Here is a 17,495-nt window from a genome sequence, read left to right as displayed (position 1 = left end):
GAAAATAAAAAATGCGTCATCAACAAGGTGCATCTTATATTGCAATTTTAATTGCAATTATTGGTTTTGCATTTATGGCAAAAGTTGCAATTGCAGTTTGGGGGCCATATTTCGATGATCGAATGTTGGATAACCAAATTGAAGAGCAGTTATTGAACGGGCCAAAAAACCTCACACCACAAAAATTTATTGGTGAAATGGATAAGCGTTTAAGCATGAACAACATTCGCGATATTCAATTTGCAGATGTTGCTCAAGTCACGAATGTTGATGGTCTGCAAGTGAAAAAAGAATATGAAATAAGAAAACCATTCTTATTGAATATTGATATTGTAATGAAATTCGAGAAAAGTTTTGATCAAAGCTCAGTCCAAGCTAAATGAGACCCGCCTAGCCAGCCGTATTGGCTATCAGTTTAAGCAAACTGAATTGCTTAAACTGGCTTTAACCCATCGCTCGGTCAGTCATAAACACAATTACGAACGCCTGGAATTTCTAGGCGATTCATTATTGGGCATGATTATCGCCAATTATTTATATGAGGCCTATCCTCACGAAAATGAGGGGCGTTTAACCCGTATGCGGGCAACCTTGGTACGCCAAGAAGCCTTGGGTAAAATCGCCAATGATTTAAAATTGAGTCAGAATTTAATTCTCAGTACTGGTGAATTGAAATCTGGCGGTCATCATCGTGAGTCTATACTAGCAGATACCGTAGAGGCGATTATTGGTGCTATTTATGTCGATAGTAGCGATTTAAATTTGCTGCAATCCATTGTGCTAAAATGGTATAGCCCGTATTTAGATCACATTGAGCCAACCGATCAACTCAAAGATCCAAAATCCCGCTTACAAGAGTATTTACAAGCACGTAAAAAACCTCTCCCGGTTTACGAGGTTGTAGATATTCAGGGTGATGCACCGAATCAGCATTTTATTGTGGAATGCCGAGTCGATAGTTTACCTGTAATGAAGGGTGAAGGTTCAAGCCGTCGCTTTGCCGAGCAGGCAGTAGCGGCAGATATTTTAAAATTCTTGGAGCAAAAGTCTGAATGACCATCCATTCCGATCACGTAGATGCTGATCACGAGTCGAATAACGACGCCAATGACTTAATCAACCAATTCTTTAGCGGTCAGGGAACTGAAATACCATCTGATTTCCGCAGTGGTTTTGTTGCGATTGTTGGTCGCCCGAATGTGGGTAAATCGACCCTCATGAATCACTTATTGGGGCAAAAACTTTCAATTACCTCACGTAAGCCACAAACCACTCGCCATAAAATTGTGGGTATTGATACCCGTGAAAAATCTCAAGCTGTGTTTGTAGACACACCAGGGATGCACAAAAAAGAAGTACGTGCCATCAACAAAATGATGAACCGTGCTGCATCTTCTGCTTTGCGCGATGTAAATTTAGTTCTGTTTGTGGTGGATGCACAAAAGTGGACCCAAAATGATGAACTGGTTTTGGAAAAGCTGAAAAATGCAGAAATGCCAGTGATTCTAGTCATCAACAAACTTGATACTTTTGAAAATAAAAATCAGGCATTGCCGATTATTCAGGAACGTGCCAAGTTAATGAACTTTGCCGAAATTGTACCTGTATCGGCACTGCGTGGCGCGAACCTCGATCATTTGCGTGACACGATTGAGCGCTATTTGCCATTCCAACCACCACTGTATTCGTTGGATCAAATCACAGACCGTTCTGAGCGCTTCTTGGCATCTGAAATTATTCGTGAAAAGATCATGCGTCAATTGGGTGAAGAACTGCCTTACGATTTAACAGTACAAATCGAATCATTTAAAACAGAAGATGCTGTTTTGAATGAAAAAACAGGTCGTATGAAAGCACCATGTACTTATATTGATGCCACTATTTTTGTAGATCGCCCGGGTCAAAAAGCCATTGTGATTGGTGAAAAAGGCGCAAAACTAAAAAAAATTGGTATGGATGCACGGGTCGACATGGAAAAAATGTTCGAGCAAAAAATCATGCTGACGCTTTGGGTGAAAGTCAAAGGCGGCTGGTCTGACGATGAACGTGCATTAAAAAGCTTAGGATATAGCGATATCTAAGTTTGAATAAAAGGGAACTGTGATGATGAAAGTGTTGGCAATTGTGGCATGTATGTTTGTCTTGCAAGGTTGTATTCATAAAGTTGTGACAGTTCCCGTTAAAGTTGCCTATAAAACTACGAAAGGTGTGGTCAAAGGCACTGCTGCTGTCGTCGGTGCTGTCATTCCAGATGGTGATGACGAAGAATCTCAGCCAGAAAAAGCCAAAGAACGGGATTAATTGACGCAATTATGCGCAATGAAATCTTGCATGGTTATCTCATCCATCATCGTAAATACCGTGAACGAAGCCATATTGTGCATTTGTTTACTCGTGAACATGGGCGGGTCGATGGTATTTTAAGACAAATGCCACCACCGCAATATCAACCGATTCGTATTCAGGCATCGGGAAAATCAGAGCTTAAAAACTTCACTAAACTGGAAATTGTCAATCAGCCTGTTTTTTTCTTTGGCGATGCATTTTTTTCAGGTTTTTATTTAAATGAAATTGTGTTGCGACTCTGTTCGGTCGAAGTCGAAATGCCTGAAACTTTTGTGCAATATCATCAGACCTTAGCGTATTTGCAGCACTTATCTAGCCAAGAAAATCCAAATCAGTTTTTAAGACAGATTTTGCGTCAGTTTGAACATGCTTTATTGGAAGAATTAGGTTATGCCATCGATTTCTTGGTCGATGCCAATCAGGAAGCAATTCAACCTAATCTGCATTATCATTTTCAGCTCAATGATGGTTTTATTCCCACCGCTCAAGCTTCACGGTCAAACTTACTCGGTGCACAGATTCTGAGTATGTGTGACTATGAAAAGGGTAGGGATTTTAACCCAGAGCAGTTACAATTGCTGTCTAGGCTGTATCGGCAAATGATTAGTTCACTGTTGGGTGATCGACCTTTAAAAAGTCGCCAATTGTGGATTCAGAATTCTCAAACTCAAGCGTAATGTAGGAATCTATTATGGCTTTACTCGGTGTCAATATTGACCATGTGGCAACTTTAAGACAAGCGCGTGGCACGAACTATCCAGACCCTGTAAAGGCCGCGTTGATTTGTGAGCAAGCGGGTGCAGAGGGAATTACTTTGCATTTGCGTGAAGACCGTCGTCATATTCAGGATGATGATGTACGTCGTATGCGTCCATTGCTAAAAACCCGTATGAATTTGGAAATGGCCGTGACTGAAGAAATGATCGCATTTGCCAAAGAAATTCGTCCTCAGCATGTGTGTTTGGTGCCTGAACGTCGTGAAGAAGTAACCACAGAAGGCGGTCTAGATGTTGTGGGGAATTTTGAAGCTGTTAAGGCAGCGACGCAAGAATTAACCGCAATGGGTTGTGACGTTTCACTGTTTATTGATGCTGATATTGCGCAAATTGATGCAGCAGTGGCATGTGGTGCACCAACGATTGAAATTCATACAGGTGCCTATGCTAATGCAGCAAGTGAAGCCGCACAACAGGCTGAGCTAACCCGCATTTTGCAAGGTGTTGAATATGCAGCCAGTCGTGGTTTGGTGATTAATGCAGGACATGGACTGAATTTAGAAAATGTAGGCCCAATTGCTGCGATCCCGCACATCCATGAGTTAAATATTGGTCATGCTTTAATTGGTGATGCAGTATTTGTCGGTTTGGAACAAGCCGTAAAACGCATGAAAGCCGCGATTGATGCAGCGCGTTAATTTGAATCTGTATATTTAAGATTGAAAGATAAAATTTGAAAAGTTATGTCTAGCATAAATTATGATGAATTAATGCAGCCTGTGATTGCATTTTTAGGTTGTGAAACGCCGCAAGCTTGGCTAGATGAAGCATTAAAAAATTTAGATATTTTGATGCAGGATCATGCTAACTGTGAAAAGAAAGCAGCGGGTACAGCCATGAACCTGATGTTCCGTTACAGCTTTTTTACCGATTTACAGGTCAAATTGGCGCAATTGGTACGTGAAGAAATGCTGCACTATGAACAAGTATTGGAGTTCATGGCAAAGCGTGGGCAGGCGTGGCAGGGTTTAAGTGCGGGGCGTTATGCGGGGGGGTTACGTAAAGAAATCCGAACCTATGAGCCTGAAGCATTAATTGATGTACTGATGATTGGTGCATTTGTAGAAGCGCGTTCATGTGAGCGTTTTTATGCGCTTGCTCCTTTGGTTGATGAAGAATTAGGTAAGTATTATCGTTATTTGCTTAAATCTGAATCACGCCATTATGAAGATTATTTGGCACTGGCGTTGGATGTGGCTAAAACAGCAAAACTGAAAAACCCAGAAGAAGATATTCAGGGGCGAATTCAGCATATACGTGAAGTGGAAAAGAACTTAATTCTCAGTCCAGATGATCTGTTCCGTTTTCATAGTGGTGTGCCTGCACAAGCTGTTTAAACTGTATAGATAACTTTGCATGCAGATAAAAGCGGAACTTCGGTTTCGCTTTTTATATTTTGAGGCTTATAGACGTGTTGATAAATGCGGCTATCTCTCAAGCTTTGGGTATTTAAAAAGAAGCCCAACCAATAAATTTCAGGCAATAAAAAGCCCAAGTCATCATGCTTGGGCTTTTTAGAATTTGGCTCTCCCACCTGGGCTCGAACCAGGGACCTGCGGATTAACAGTCCGTCGCTCTACCGACTGAGCTATGGGAGAATCTGCATGCGATTATAAGCAGATTTAAGCAAGGGTCAAGCAAAAACTGTCATGTTCCTTTCATTTTTATTTTATATGCTTTTTATTTGAGCAAAAAAATAATATTTTCCAAAAAATGCCTGACAAAACTTGCATCATGAAAAAACGATTGTTAGTCTGAATGGCATAACAAAGTGTTTAAGTGCAAACTTAAACAGTGTGGATTTAACCCAACTTGCCAGCACTAAAATGGCTAAATAGGAGTAAGCGCATGAATACGCTTAGCATTTCTGATATTTTTTCAAATTTTTCTTATTATCAAGAACATTATCTTTCTATTCTTTCTAACCCTGAACAGTACGCAACACCTGTTCAAGGTGCTTATATTCAAGTTTGGCCTTTGACGCATCAAGATTTGTATTTGGGTGATTTATTGCAGCTATGGTTCAGTGAAAAATGGCTGATTCAATCGCCTTGTCAGTTATTGTCAGACCATCCTGACAATGGCACGAAAAAACCATTGCAACGTGACCATGACCTATATTTATATCAATTGGCAGGCAGTGCACTTTCGGGCAGTAACCGTTCACGGGTGTGGTCGCTGTCTGAGCAAAAAATCTTACGTGTCGAGTTAAACTCTGCTTTTCGTTATTTATGTGAATTTAAAGGTACATCTCGACCTGAAGTTTCAAAATCTGAACTGATTACCGCATTAAAAAAGAGAGGTGGATCAGGAAATTTGAACAACACCTATAAGTGATATTTTGCTCCCCAAATGATGTTATAAACATCGATATAAGGAGTATTTTATGGCACGTAGACCAAGAAGAAATCATTCAAATGATTTTAAAGCTAAGGTAGCACTTGCTGCGATTAAAGCAGAAAAAACACTTGCTGAATTGAGTGCTGAATTTGATGTTCATCAAAACCAAATTATCGACTGGAAAAATCAATTGATTTCGGCTTCCTCGCAAGCCTTCGATCAATCAAAAGCTCCAGCAGAACCACCCATTGATCTAAAAAAACTACATGCAAAAATCGGTGAGCAGGCATTAGAAATTGATTTTTTAGAAGGTGTGTTGAAGAAACTGGGCCGCTTCAACCACAAAAGTTAATCGACGACTCACTTCAGATTTCAGTATCTAAGCAAGCTAAGCTACTGAAAGTCTCCCGTGGTTGTTATTACTATCGCCCAAAACCTGTGAGTGCATCAGATCTGAAGCTGATGCGCTGTATTGATGAATTACATATGCAATACCCTTTTGCAGGTAGCCGTATGATGCGTGATTTATTGAACCGTCAAGGACATCATATAGGACGACGTCATACATGTACTTTAATGAAAAAAATGGGCATTAATGCGTTATATCGTAAACCAAATCTAAGTCAGGCCAATCAAGCTCACCGTAAATATCCATATCTGCTCAAAGGATTGAATATTCAACGGAGTAATCAAGTGTGGGCAACGGATATAACATATATCCCTATGGCAAAAGGCTTTGTCTACTTATGTGCTGTGATTGATTGGTACAGCCGTAAGGTGCTTGCCCATAGCGTATCGATTAGTATGGAGGTTGCATTTTGTATAGAAACATTAAATGAAGCTATTGAAAAATATGGTCGACCTGAAATCTTTAATACAGGCCAAGGCAGTCAATTTACCAGTGATGCGTTTATTGAAGTGTTAAAATCAAATGACATCCAAATCAGCATGGACGGTAATCTTGCGCAGCATCGCTGTTCATTGGTCGATAATGTGATGATTGAACGATTATGGCGGAGCGTTAAATATGAGGAGGTTTATCTCAAAGCCTACAGCAATGTTTTGGATGCGAAGAAGCAATTAAACGCATATTTTGAATTTTATAATTTGAAACGACCTCATTCGAGTCTGGACAAAATGACTCCAGATGAGTTTTACTATGACCAGCTACCACAACAAAATAAGGTAGCTTAACTAGAGCAGAATATCACTTATAAATAAGCTTTTAGTTGTTCAAACAAGTGGGACCACCTCTAAAGGGTGTTTAACTTTGTATAGATAAACACATTAGTGCGTTCAATTTTGCCAACTCAATCAATGAAATTGAGTTGGCAGGTTCGAATTGCTACTAACTGTAGATAGTAGCAATTCAAAACTAAACATACGATAAAATCGTGTAGTGCAGCTTGATAAGGATATTCAGCCGTGTGGTTCAAAATAAGTATTGCCATGTTGGCTTTTGCTGCAAACTCTGTGCTTTGTCGCTTAGCTTTGGCAGAGCAGCAAATTGATCCTATGAGTTTTAGTTTGCTGCGTGTGGGCAGTGGGGTGGTCGCTTTAGGATTGTTGTATGTCTTTTTTCAGGTACAACATCCTTTGCAATTCCAATGGAAATCTGCGCTGAGTCTGGCCATTTATGTTCTCGGTTTTTCTTTGGCCTATTTGTATATAGATGCAGGTGTAGGTGCTTTGCTGCTGTTTGGTGCGGTGCAAATCACCATGATTAGTTACGCAGTTTGGCATGGTGAACGCATGGCTTGGCCACGTTGGACAGGGTTAGGCTGTGCCTTGTTGGGTATGTGTTTATTATTACTGCCTGAAGCTGATGCACCAACGTTTAAATATGCACTGATGATGCTTGTTGCAGGTATTGCGTGGGGTTTTTATAGTATCTTGGCCAAGAATATGCAGCATGCTTTGACTGCTACTTTGTCCAATTTCCTTTTTGCGCTGCCGTTAGTGACTATGTTGTTTCTGTGGCATTTACCAGACAGTTTTATTAGCTTGAATGGTGTTATTTTAGCTGTGTTGTCAGGTGTGTTCGCCTCGGGTGGGGCTTATGTGCTGTGGTACAGCATTGTTAAAAAAATAGATGGTATTACTGCCAGTACCGTACAACTTTCTGTGCCCAGTTTGGCGATTCTAGGTGGGGTAATTTTTCTAGGTGAGCAATTAACATGGTTGATGCTATTTGCCAGCTTGATTGTGCTCTGCGGCATTTTGATGGTGATTTTAACCAAACCGCGTGTATAAAAGTATTCTGTTCCTTAAAATGTAGTCAACCATAGTCAAGGACTAATTCGCACTCTGTTAATGTCTTGTTGCCAAGCGTGTAACTAGAGCCTGAGTCGGTCAGTTCCGACTTGTAGCGGTCAGTCCGTTCTTGCAATATACGCTTTACAGTTTTGTAAGGCGTATAACGACTTATCTCATTGTCGTTTAATCTTGCAAGCACGTTTCTCGCAGCATTCCAATCAGCTTGCACAACTTCCCCATTGAAACGGTGAAAACGATCTCCCTTACGTGTACCTATTAAAAGGCCATGCAAGAAAGAATCACTTTGCGAAGTATATGCAGAATTGACTAGATGCACCGTAGAACCTCTACGGTGAGATATACCTGTTAGGGCATCGGCTAATAAGCCTTTAACCCATGTGTTTAAACGTCTATTGGTATTTTTACCATAGCTACGCTTACTTTGGATTGGTGCGGTTAAATCCTCCGCAACAATCACTTTGGCTTTATCAACCAACTTGTGAGTTGCTGTAAATATCAATGTCTTGAGCTTTGCTTTCTGAGCATCTTGCCTTTTATCTAGCTTCTTGCGACCTAGATTATTTAACTCAATTTTCTGTTTCTTGTGCGGTTTGGCTTTAGAAATCGCTCTGAGCTTATTTCTACGTTTGTACTTTTGATTTAGGTAGTCTGATTCACTTGAGATCAGCTTGCCTAGACCACTCCCATATACTTCACCATCAGAATCCACAAAAGCTTCTGAGTACCCTTTATCAACACCTACGGTTTCCTGACCACAATCTTGTGTTTCAACTGCATCATAGGTTGAATGAACTTCAATATTGCCATTTTTTAGAATAATTCTTAATGTGCCTTGCGGTGCAAAATCAACAGTCGTATTTAATGGGATTTTAATGGTTTGTCGAGGGATTAGGCTTGGTACTTTAAGCCAACATTGACCATTTAACTCAAAGGTTTTACACATATCCGCACGAACAATAATTTGATTATGTGTGTGATTAACACCATGCTTAAAGTGATTACGCATTTGACGATGGAGGAAATTATCAGTCATCCATTCATCTTTTTTAAGCAAGGTGTATAGTCTTTTTTGTTCATTATTACAGGAGGTGCGTTTTCGGATCGCCTGCTTTACTTTGTCTTTTGATGCTTCTCGATAGGCTTTAATATCACCTATGCAATCACGTAGCGTTTCTTTCCACGCATTTGCAGAAACACCAAAGTCACGACTTTCTTTCATCCACGCATCACGAATAGCTCTGTCACTGATATTCAAACCTGAAATAGCACCATATTTAGCCCACACCTCGCTACGAATACGACCAAGTAAAACAGCTTGTTTCTCAAGCTGTTTGTACTTTTGCACATTCAAGTTTTTACAATGGTGGATGCGTGTTAGTTTCAAAAAGTTATTCCTTACTATTCACTAATTCTTTAACTTTTTCTTTGTATTTTCTTAATCCGTAAAGTCGAGAAGAAAAACAATGAATAATCGCTAACAAGTCTTGTGTTACTTCTTCCGTTGGGGATAGAGATTCTTGATTCATAATAATGATTTTACAGCCATGTCTTTCTGCAAAAGATTCAAACCACTCAAAACCAAATCGTACTAAGCGATCTTTATGAGCAATTATTAGCATTGAAACTTTACCCATTTCAATATCAAGAAAAAGCTGATTGAATTTCTTTCTTTTATAATTCAAACCACTCCCAACCTCTGACACCCAATCATCAATAGCATAACCGTTTGCAGTACAAAAAGTTTCTAAAGCTGCCACCTGATTAACTAAATCAGGTTTTTGAGCAACACTTGATACCCTTGAATAAACAACTACTGATGATTTTTCTTCGGTTGCTTTTACCCCAATATATTCAAGATACTGATCGTGTGTGTAATACCTACGATTTTTAGGATTTCTGAATGCAATTAAAGTGCCTTCGGCATCCCATCTTTGTAATGTTTTGACTGATTTTCCAATCATTTCACCGAATTTAGCAGGAGAATACATTAATCAATCTCCGCTAACTTTTTAAAATCTTCGAGTGTATAGTCTTTGAATATGGATTCATCACAATATATTGCTCTGTCATTATCATCATCCCATCCAACAACAGGGCATGTATAAGGTTGCGATGCAACCCCTAACTGATTATATTTAAATAAAATATCGTCACAAACCTCATAAAGTTCTGAATCCTCATGATGATCAACAACTTCAAGGAAAATTAGTTCACTAATATTTTCTGCAAATTTTTTGTATTTTTCAGGCACTTCTAGTTGATATGGCTCTACTAAATCATCTAGTTTTTTAGCGCAAGCATCACCAAAAATCTCTAATAATTTTTCCTCATATTCTTGACAGCGCATACCTTGTCCTGAAACGTGAGTACATTCAGAAAAGCCTGTATTTGCATTAATAAAATCAGCATAGGTGGGGCATTTATCGGAGAGTGATTGATTCGTTTTTTTAGGGTACGAAGAACAATCATAGCCTAAATCTACAATATCGGTTTCATAGCAATCATTCTTTGACCACTCACCATAGACCCATGATGCAAATTCCTTAATAAACCCATCTTTATTTTCAGGGGATACAAAATAAGCAAGGTCTTGCTCTACTTTCTTTAAGCTTTCAGTCAAGTATTTCATTGCAAGTTTTTTTAAAATTTAACACCTAAATTGTATATGTTTGACTATATTTATCAATATAATTATTTGCTATCAATCACTCTTTCTGGGGTATAGATGCCAGTAACAGTTTAGGGGGAGGGTTGTTGAGCCCCTCACTAACAAGTTTTTAAATAGAGGGAGACTCTGCATGGCATTTAAAGTGATCGTTGCAAAATGAAATTAGAAATAAAAAACCCACGATTGAATCGTGGGTTTTTGTTCATCTAAACAAGTTTAGATTATTGTGCAGCTTTTTCAGCTTCGATAGAAGCAATCGCTGCATCTACGCCTTCAATTGATTCAGCAGCTTTTTTGATACGTGCAAGCGCATCTACAAGTACTTCGTCTGCAGTTGCATAAGAAATACGCATGAAACCGCCTAAACCGAACGCATCACCTGGAACAACGGCAACTCCAGTTTCTTCCAATAACCATGCAGAGAATTCTGTGCAAGATTTTAAGCCTTTCGCACGAATCAATGGTTTGATGTTTGCGTATGCATAGAATGCGCCATCTGCAGGTAGGCAAGAAATACCTTTGATGTCATTCAAGCCATTTACCACAAGGTCGTGACGGCGTTTGAATGCTTCAACCATCGGTGCTAAAACGTCTTGAGGGCCGTTCAACGCAGCTTCTGCAGCAACTTGTGAAATAGAAGTTGGGTTAGAAGTAGATTGTGATTGGATTTTTTTCATTGCACCAATCAATTTAGCAGGACCCGCTGCATAGCCGATACGCCAGCCAGTCATTGCATAGGCTTTAGACACACCGTTTAATACGATTGTGCGGTCATAAAGGTCTGGTGCAACAGTCGCAATGTTGTAGAACTCATCTTCCCAACGGATTGGCTCATACATATCGTCAGAAGCAATAAATACTTCAGGATATTTACGTAATACTGCAGCCAAAGCTTCTAATTCTGCTTTGGTGTAGATCATACCTGTAGGGTTAGATGGGCTGTTCAACACCACTAAACGAGTTTTGTCTGTGATTGCTGCTTCTAATTGTTCAGGTGTGATTTTGAAACGTTGTTCTTCACCACATTTCACAATCACTGGCACGCCTTCAGCAATGATCACCATGTCTGGATAGCTTACCCAGAATGGAGCAGGGATGATGACTTCATCACCTTTGTTTAACAAAGCTAAAGCCAAGTTAAAGAATGATTGTTTACCGCCACAAGACACCAAAATTTGGTTAGCTTGGTAGTCAAGATTATTGTCACGTTTTAATTTTGCGATAATCGCTTTTTTAAGACCTGGCGTACCGTCAACAGCGGTATATTTTGTAAAACCGTTATTAATTGCGGCAATTGCAGCATCTTTGATGTGTTGTGGTGTATCGAAATCCGGCTCACCTGCACCTAAACCAATCACGTTATGACCCGCAGCTTTAAGTTCAGCGGCTTTGTTGGTTACAGCAAGTGTTGGGGACGGTTTGATGGCATTGACACGATCAGAGAGACGTACGTCCACGGCATATTCCTTCTTATAGGGATAAAAAAATAAAAAGCATATTATCTTAGCCTAAATTCGATGGCTACGTCGTTTAAAATTGCATCAAATTAATAAAAAATCACCAAATTAGACCAATTTCTTATAAAAACTGGCTCAAATTGAAAGTGATGTGGAAGTTTCTCGCATCATGCGGCAAAAAACTTTAAAATAAGCCAAATTTTATTAGAGTGATGGTCATGAGTAAGCAGCAGCCTACTTCAAAAAAACCATTGGTGAATCTCCCATTCCCAATGCCGAACAAAGCACAAGATAATGATGAAGCAGTGCATAATTCGGTGCGTCCTAAACCTGAGCAATATGCCGATAAAACGTGGCCACCACCACGTGGAACCCGTCGTTCTATGGGTAAGCGCTAAAAAAATGCCACATTGTTGTGGCATTTTTTTATGGTCTTAAAATTTTAAATTATCAGATTAACGTACATGTTTACGGGCTTTGTTGGCAGGCTTCGGTGGTGCAATTTCACGTACGCCATGCCAAACATCGCTAAAGTCTTGCTCATTGATATTATACAGCTCCAATAAGGCTAAAATGGCGGCACCAAATAGCATAGGCCCTTCAGAATTGCTCTGGAATTCAAATACCTTACCATTTAAGTTGTGCAAAATATCCTGAATTTCAAAGACCCGATCACGACCATTACTGTCGGTTGGGTACATTTGTGTGTTCAGTATAATTTTGGCTAAAGCTTTTTCATTTTCACTCAAAGCCAAGACTTCAATTAATTCATCGGTGGCAGGGGTGAAAATAACTGAATCGCGGTAAATGGTATGTAATAGTTTTTGCGTCAGTTTAGGCAGTGCTTTTTCAACAAAAGGACGGAATGAGGCAGGGAAAATTACATTGTGCGCAATGCCTTTAAACATCGGGGCAATTTCTTCAACGGTATAACCTGCAATACCACAGCCAATTGAAGTTAAAAAATACTTCATTTTAGGATGATTTTTGGCATAGGTTTTAAAGTCATCTACATAGTGCTGAATCTGTGAAAGGGGCATTTGTTGTAAATGTTCATTCATGGTAGGAATGGCAAAACTTTGTCCTGCCCAACCGCGTCCCACACCATCTACTGCACCAAAAAATTCTTTGGCAGTTCGTGCTGCACCACCCGCATGTTGTCCTGCCATGTTACTGCCAAATACGAAAACAGTATCTTCAGGGAGGCTTTTGATAATTGATTCGTCGTGATATTGGTAAGTCATGAGTGTGCTTTTATGGTTGTCGTCCTGAAATTTCATGTTGCCTTTGAATAGCCTATGGGTCAAGCCTTAAAGCAGCGCTTAGCGCTAAATTAGTCGTAGCACATCTCAGAGCGGAAACAGCAATTGGAGCTTTGCATGCAGATGCGCAACATCCTACCTACATATTCGGCTGCCCCGACAGCAGGCAATTCTGCTAAAATGTCAGGTTCGCATCAAACAAAAGAGCTGCATTTGTGAGTGATAAGCAACCTTTCGATTTAGTCACCAACTATCAACCTGCGGGTGACCAACCACAAGCCATTGAAAAATTGGTTCAAGGGATAGAACAGGGCTATCACGATCAGCTATTACTGGGGGTGACTGGTTCAGGTAAGACCTATACCATGGCCAATGTGATTGCCAGAACACAGCGTCCAACCATTGTGATGGCACATAACAAAACCTTGGCGGCGCAGTTGTATGGCGAATTTAAAGCATTTTTCCCGAACAATGCGGTTGAATATTTTGTCAGTTATTATGACTATTATCAGCCTGAAGCCTATGTGCCATCTTCAGATACTTTTATTGAAAAAGATTCCGCGATTAACGATCACATTGACCAAATGCGACTCTCTGCGACACGTGCATTATTAGAACGTCGTGATGCGATTATTGTGGCGTCTGTTTCTGCTATTTATGGTTTGGGCGATCCGAATGCCTATATGAGTATGTTACTGCATGTGGTGCAGGGAGATCGGGTGAATCGGGATGATTTGATTCGTCGTTTGGTCGAAATGCAATACACGCGCAATGAGCTGGAGTTTTTGCGTGGTACTTACCGTATTCGGGGTGAAATTTTAGATATTTTCCCAGCTGAATCTGATCAGCATGCTATTCGCATAGAATTGTTTGATGATGAAGTTGATTCGATTCGCTGGTTTGATCCACTCACAGGCAAATTGGTACGCAAAGTACCACGGGTGACGATATATCCTAAAAGTCACTATGTAACGCCTAAAGATAATTTGGAACGCGCGATTGGTACCATTAAAGAAGAGTTGAAAGAGCGTTTGGTGTTTTTCCGTGAACACGACAAATTGCTGGAAGCGCAGCGTATAGAACAGCGTACCCGTTATGATTTAGAGATGATGCAACAATTGGGTTATACCAATGGCATTGAAAACTATTCACGACATTTGTCTGGCCGTCCCGCAGGCGAAGCTCCACCAACTTTGTTTGATTATGTACCTGATGATGCTTTGCTAATTATTGATGAGTCACACGTGACTGTGCCGCAAATAGGCGCAATGTATAAAGGTGACCGCTCCCGTAAAGAAAACTTGGTGAATTATGGTTTCCGTTTGCCAAGTGCGTTGGACAACCGTCCCATGAAATTTGAAGAATGGGAGCGCATCGTGCCATCCACAATTTATGTGAGTGCCACACCTGCACAATATGAATTGGAAAAATCACAGCAAATTGTAGAGCAAGTGGTGCGTCCAACAGGGTTGATTGACCCTGAAATAGAAATTCGTCCTGTGCTGACGCAAGTGGATGATGTGCTTTCAGAAATTAATATACGCAAAGAACTGAATGAGCGGGTGTTGGTCACGACTTTAACCAAACGCATGGCTGAAGATTTAACCTCATATTTAAAAGAATACGGTATTCAAGTGGCTTATTTACACTCAGATATTGATACCGTGGAGCGGGTTAAAATTATTCACGAATTGCGTACAGGTGTGCATGATGTACTGGTTGGCATTAACTTGTTGCGTGAAGGTCTGGATATGCCAGAAGTCTCTTTAGTGGCTATTTTAGATGCCGATAAAGAAGGTTTTTTACGCTCGGAACGTTCATTGATTCAAACTATTGGACGTGCAGCACGTAACTTAAAAGGCAAAGCAATTTTATATGCAGACCGCATTACGGACTCTATGCAAAAAGCCATAGATGAAACAGACCGTCGTCGTGCTAAACAGATTGAATTTAATACCTTACACGGTATTACACCTCGCAGTGCCGTGCGTCAGGTCATTAAAGAAATTGATACGGGCGAAGTGCTGAATGATGAACAGGTCGATGAAAAAATCAATGCACAAACCCGTGCTTTGAGTGCCGATGAACAGCATATTTTGGCCGATCCTAAACTGTATGCAAAACACATTGCTAAGCTTGAAAAAGAGATGCTAAAAGCCTCTAAAGAATTGCAATTTGAACAGGCGGCACGTTTAAGAGATGAAATTCTGCGTTTAAAAGCACAAATGCTGCAATCGGGCTAAATCTTCAGCTTTACCTTATTATTGTAAATGCTTTATGCGTCCAACTACGTGCATGTAAATTTGAGTTTCAATATTTACATATCCATACAGTAAATTGAAAAGCTTGCGGTTATTTTGAAGAAGATAAATGAAATTGACTTTAAAATTAGAGCTTAGAGGTATTGTATGACTGCTAAAAAACTCCCGTTTGCAGGTGCACGACTCGCCAAAATTGCCCTAGGTGGAGCGGTACTAATAGGTTTAGGTGCAGCCACTTTGGCCTATTCCAAAACCAATGAGCCGATGAAAACGGTTGAAAAAGTTGAGTTAGATAAGTATTTGGGCGTTTGGTATGAAGTGGCGAGAAAACCTCTCTATTTTCAGAATAAATGTGCTTCCAATGTAACCGCAGCCTATACCTTAAATGAAAATGGCAATGTGCAGGTCGATAACCGTTGTACTGGAAAAGATGGCAAACAAATGCGCGCATTGGGTGAAGCTTTTGTGCAAAATGCGCCTTTTAACAGCAAACTTAAAGTCAGCTTTTTACCTGAAGTTGTACGCTGGTTACCTGTAGGACGCGGTGATTATTGGGTATTAAAACTTGATGAAGATTACCAAACGGTATTGGTAGGTGAGCCACGCCGTAAATATTTATGGGTACTGTCGCGCACCGCGCAGCCCGATCAGGCTGTGGTTACGGAATATCTGAATTATGCTAAATCATTGGGCTATGATTTGGGGGATGTGATTTATACCCAACATACACCAAAGAAAAAGTCAGCTGAAGAATAAAGTGAAATAGAAGAGCTAAGCCATAGCTAAAAGCATGATAACCTGCTCAGTTAAATAGCGAGCTTAATAATTTAAAGATGGATGGACCACGCACAGACTGCGTGGTTTTTTATGTGTGAAAAAAATCTTAGATTTGAACATGCAGTAAAATAATTCTATTAAAAATGTAGAAAAATGATGCACTTCTTTGCAAAATTTTAAGCAGTCAATATGCTGTCATTACAATATCGGTATAATGCACACTTGGGCAGGAGTGGGTAGATGTATAAAGGCGTAGCATTATCGGTTTTGGCATCGGTCACTTTTGGACTGTTGTACTTTTATACCCAACTCTTAAAGCCTTTAGACAGCGAAGAAACGTTTGCGTGGCGTATGTTGGCAACCTTGCCATTCCTGACCGTATTTATGTGGTGGTCGGGAGATTTTAAGCATATTTTCGCTATTTTTTCACGCATTAAACAACAACCACTTTTACTGTTGTGGTTGCTTGCCAGTTCTTTTTTATGCACCACGCAATTATGGCTATTTCTATGGGGACCTATTAACGGGCGAGGTCTACAAGTATCTCTCGGGTATTTCTTATTACCCTTGGTGATGGTCTTGGTCGGTTGCGTGCTCTATAAAGAAAAATTATCAACTTGGCAAATGGCAGCAGTTGCCTTGGCGGTGTTGGGTGTCAGTCACGAAATTTGGCGGATTGGCAGTGTGGCGTGGGAAACCTTATATGTCGCTTTTGCCTATCCTTTATATTTCTTTTTACGTCGTGTCTTTCAAACCGATCACTTGGGTGGTTTTTGGTGGGATTTGCTGCTCGTGATTCCTATTTCGCTGTATTTGGCCTTTGTCTATAGTGACAGTTTGCAAGTCATTGCAAATTTTACCCATTTAATTTGGGCGGTATTGGGACTGGGTTTTTTAAGTGCATTAGGGCTGGGTAGTTATATTTTGGCCAGTCGTTATTTGCCTTTTGTGATTTTTGGCTTATTGAGTTATTTAGAACCTGTGCTGTTGGCTTTTGCCTCAATGTTATTGGGTGAGCGAATAGAAGCAGGGGAATGGCTGACCTATATTCCAATTTGGTTGGCGGTGGCGTTGCTGGTAATGGAAGGTTGTTTGCATTTAAGAAAGCAAAAACAGAATCAGCAAGATTTACAGCAGAAGATAGAGCAGCAATCAGAGCGATAAATATCTTAAAAATCTATTGGCATACTTCTGTAGAAATACAAAGAAGATGGTTTAAAGGTTTGCCGATACATCTTAGTTTGAAAAAATGATCTTTTTTGAATTTAAGGTATAGAAAAAGCAGATGAAGCTTAAATATACCTGCCAAGTTTTTGGCCTGAAAAATTGAA

At 40.1% G+C, this 17,495-nt stretch carries 19 protein-coding genes and 1 tRNA gene; 14 read left to right on the top strand and 6 right to left on the bottom strand.

Annotation, left to right across the window (positions count from 1 at the left end; translation table 11 throughout):
* Positions 1–11 precede the first annotated feature (11 nt).
* Genes ACNS8M_RS09290 through ACNS8M_RS09260 form a run of 7 tightly spaced genes read left to right on the top strand, consistent with a single transcriptional unit; the run spans position 12 to position 4,459 of the window.
* A complete protein-coding gene (locus tag ACNS8M_RS09290; protein ID WP_419224772.1) occupies positions 12–383 on the top strand; it encodes a DUF4845 domain-containing protein in 372 nt (123 codons plus the stop codon).
* Positions 355–1,056: a ribonuclease III gene (rnc, locus tag ACNS8M_RS09285; protein ID WP_168418159.1), complete on the top strand. Its 702-nt coding sequence runs from the start codon at positions 355–357 to the stop codon at positions 1,054–1,056. The genes ACNS8M_RS09290 and rnc overlap by 29 nt, the downstream gene beginning before the upstream one ends.
* Positions 1,053–2,081, top strand: a complete 1,029-nt coding sequence (gene era, locus ACNS8M_RS09280) for a GTPase Era (RefSeq protein WP_168418160.1) — start codon at positions 1,053–1,055, stop codon at positions 2,079–2,081. The genes rnc and era overlap by 4 nt, the downstream gene beginning before the upstream one ends.
* A 22-nt stretch (positions 2,082–2,103) precedes the next feature.
* On the top strand, positions 2,104–2,301 hold the full coding sequence (locus ACNS8M_RS09275) for an NF038104 family lipoprotein (protein WP_419224771.1): 198 nt from the start codon (positions 2,104–2,106) through the stop codon (positions 2,299–2,301).
* A gap of 8 nt (positions 2,302–2,309) precedes the next feature.
* The gene (recO, locus tag ACNS8M_RS09270; protein ID WP_419225336.1) at positions 2,310–3,023 is read left to right on the top strand and encodes a DNA repair protein RecO; all 714 of its coding nucleotides are present in this window, start codon (positions 2,310–2,312) and stop codon (positions 3,021–3,023) included.
* Between the two features lie 11 nt (positions 3,024–3,034).
* Entirely contained in the window at positions 3,035–3,760 is a 726-nt protein-coding gene (gene pdxJ / locus ACNS8M_RS09265) for a pyridoxine 5'-phosphate synthase (RefSeq protein ID WP_168525749.1), read from the top strand.
* 45 nt (positions 3,761–3,805) lie between these two features.
* Complete coding sequence (locus ACNS8M_RS09260) at positions 3,806–4,459, top strand: tRNA-(ms[2]io[6]A)-hydroxylase (RefSeq protein WP_419224770.1); 654 nt, start codon at positions 3,806–3,808, stop codon at positions 4,457–4,459.
* 185 nt (positions 4,460–4,644) lie between these two features.
* On the opposite strand, the gene ACNS8M_RS09255 is transcribed toward ACNS8M_RS09260, so the two are convergent.
* Positions 4,645–4,720 (bottom strand) — tRNA-Asn (locus ACNS8M_RS09255).
* 250 nt (positions 4,721–4,970) lie between these two features.
* Here ACNS8M_RS09255 and ACNS8M_RS09250 point away from each other — a divergent pair.
* From ACNS8M_RS09250 to ACNS8M_RS09240, 3 genes are all read left to right on the top strand, one after another.
* Entirely contained in the window at positions 4,971–5,459 is a 489-nt protein-coding gene (locus tag ACNS8M_RS09250; RefSeq protein WP_419224769.1) for a hypothetical protein, read from the top strand.
* Between the two features lie 49 nt (positions 5,460–5,508).
* A protein-coding gene (locus ACNS8M_RS09245; RefSeq protein WP_419224768.1) for an IS3 family transposase occupies positions 5,509–6,656 on the top strand; the annotation gives its coding sequence in 2 pieces (ribosomal slippage) (positions 5,509–5,761 and positions 5,761–6,656; 1,149 coding nt in all).
* A 231-nt stretch (positions 6,657–6,887) separates the two neighbouring features.
* Positions 6,888–7,715 (top strand): DMT family transporter, encoded by an 828-nt coding sequence (locus ACNS8M_RS09240; RefSeq protein ID WP_419224767.1) that lies wholly within the window; start codon positions 6,888–6,890, stop codon positions 7,713–7,715.
* 25 nt (positions 7,716–7,740) lie between these two features.
* Here ACNS8M_RS09240 and ACNS8M_RS09235 read toward each other — a convergent pair whose 3' ends face one another.
* The 4 genes from ACNS8M_RS09235 to ACNS8M_RS09220 form a co-directional block, all read right to left on the bottom strand.
* A complete protein-coding gene (locus tag ACNS8M_RS09235; RefSeq protein WP_419224766.1) occupies positions 7,741–9,123 on the bottom strand; it encodes an RNA-guided endonuclease TnpB family protein in 1,383 nt (460 codons plus the stop codon).
* Positions 9,124–9,127: 4 nt separating this feature from the next.
* The gene (locus ACNS8M_RS09230) at positions 9,128–9,727 is read right to left on the bottom strand and encodes an IS607 family transposase (RefSeq protein WP_419224765.1); all 600 of its coding nucleotides are present in this window, start codon (positions 9,725–9,727) and stop codon (positions 9,128–9,130) included.
* Entirely contained in the window at positions 9,727–10,368 is a 642-nt protein-coding gene (locus ACNS8M_RS09225; protein ID WP_419224764.1) for a hypothetical protein, read from the bottom strand. The genes ACNS8M_RS09230 and ACNS8M_RS09225 overlap by 1 nt, the downstream gene beginning before the upstream one ends.
* Positions 10,369–10,628: 260 nt before the next feature.
* A complete protein-coding gene (locus ACNS8M_RS09220) occupies positions 10,629–11,864 on the bottom strand; it encodes a pyridoxal phosphate-dependent aminotransferase (RefSeq protein ID WP_419224763.1) in 1,236 nt (411 codons plus the stop codon).
* Positions 11,865–12,082: 218 nt separating this feature from the next.
* On the opposite strand from ACNS8M_RS09220, the gene ACNS8M_RS09215 reads away from it, so the two are divergent.
* On the top strand, positions 12,083–12,262 hold the full coding sequence (locus tag ACNS8M_RS09215; protein WP_168460083.1) for a hypothetical protein: 180 nt from the start codon (positions 12,083–12,085) through the stop codon (positions 12,260–12,262).
* Positions 12,263–12,319: 57 nt separating this feature from the next.
* Here ACNS8M_RS09215 and ACNS8M_RS09210 read toward each other — a convergent pair whose 3' ends face one another.
* Positions 12,320–13,108: a hypothetical protein gene (locus tag ACNS8M_RS09210; protein WP_419225335.1), complete on the bottom strand. Its 789-nt coding sequence runs from the start codon at positions 13,106–13,108 to the stop codon at positions 12,320–12,322.
* Between the two features lie 233 nt (positions 13,109–13,341).
* On the opposite strand from ACNS8M_RS09210, the gene uvrB reads away from it, so the two are divergent.
* The 3 genes from uvrB to rarD all read left to right on the top strand — a co-directional run bounded on the left by uvrB (position 13,342) and on the right by rarD (position 17,328).
* Entirely contained in the window at positions 13,342–15,369 is a 2,028-nt protein-coding gene (gene uvrB / locus ACNS8M_RS09205) for an excinuclease ABC subunit UvrB (protein ID WP_168418168.1), read from the top strand.
* Between the two features lie 165 nt (positions 15,370–15,534).
* Positions 15,535–16,143, top strand: a complete 609-nt coding sequence (locus ACNS8M_RS09200; protein ID WP_168525707.1) for a lipocalin family protein — start codon at positions 15,535–15,537, stop codon at positions 16,141–16,143.
* A 261-nt stretch (positions 16,144–16,404) separates the two neighbouring features.
* Positions 16,405–17,328, top strand: a complete 924-nt coding sequence (rarD, locus tag ACNS8M_RS09195) for an EamA family transporter RarD (RefSeq protein WP_019837675.1) — start codon at positions 16,405–16,407, stop codon at positions 17,326–17,328.
* The last annotated feature ends 167 nt before the right edge of the window (positions 17,329–17,495 follow it).

The organism is Acinetobacter sp. A2, from assembly GCF_048537555.1.
GTDB lineage: Bacteria > Pseudomonadota > Gammaproteobacteria > Pseudomonadales > Moraxellaceae > Acinetobacter.
The sequence above is the reverse complement of the archived record's forward strand: the minus strand, read 5'-3'. Positions and strand labels throughout refer to the sequence as shown.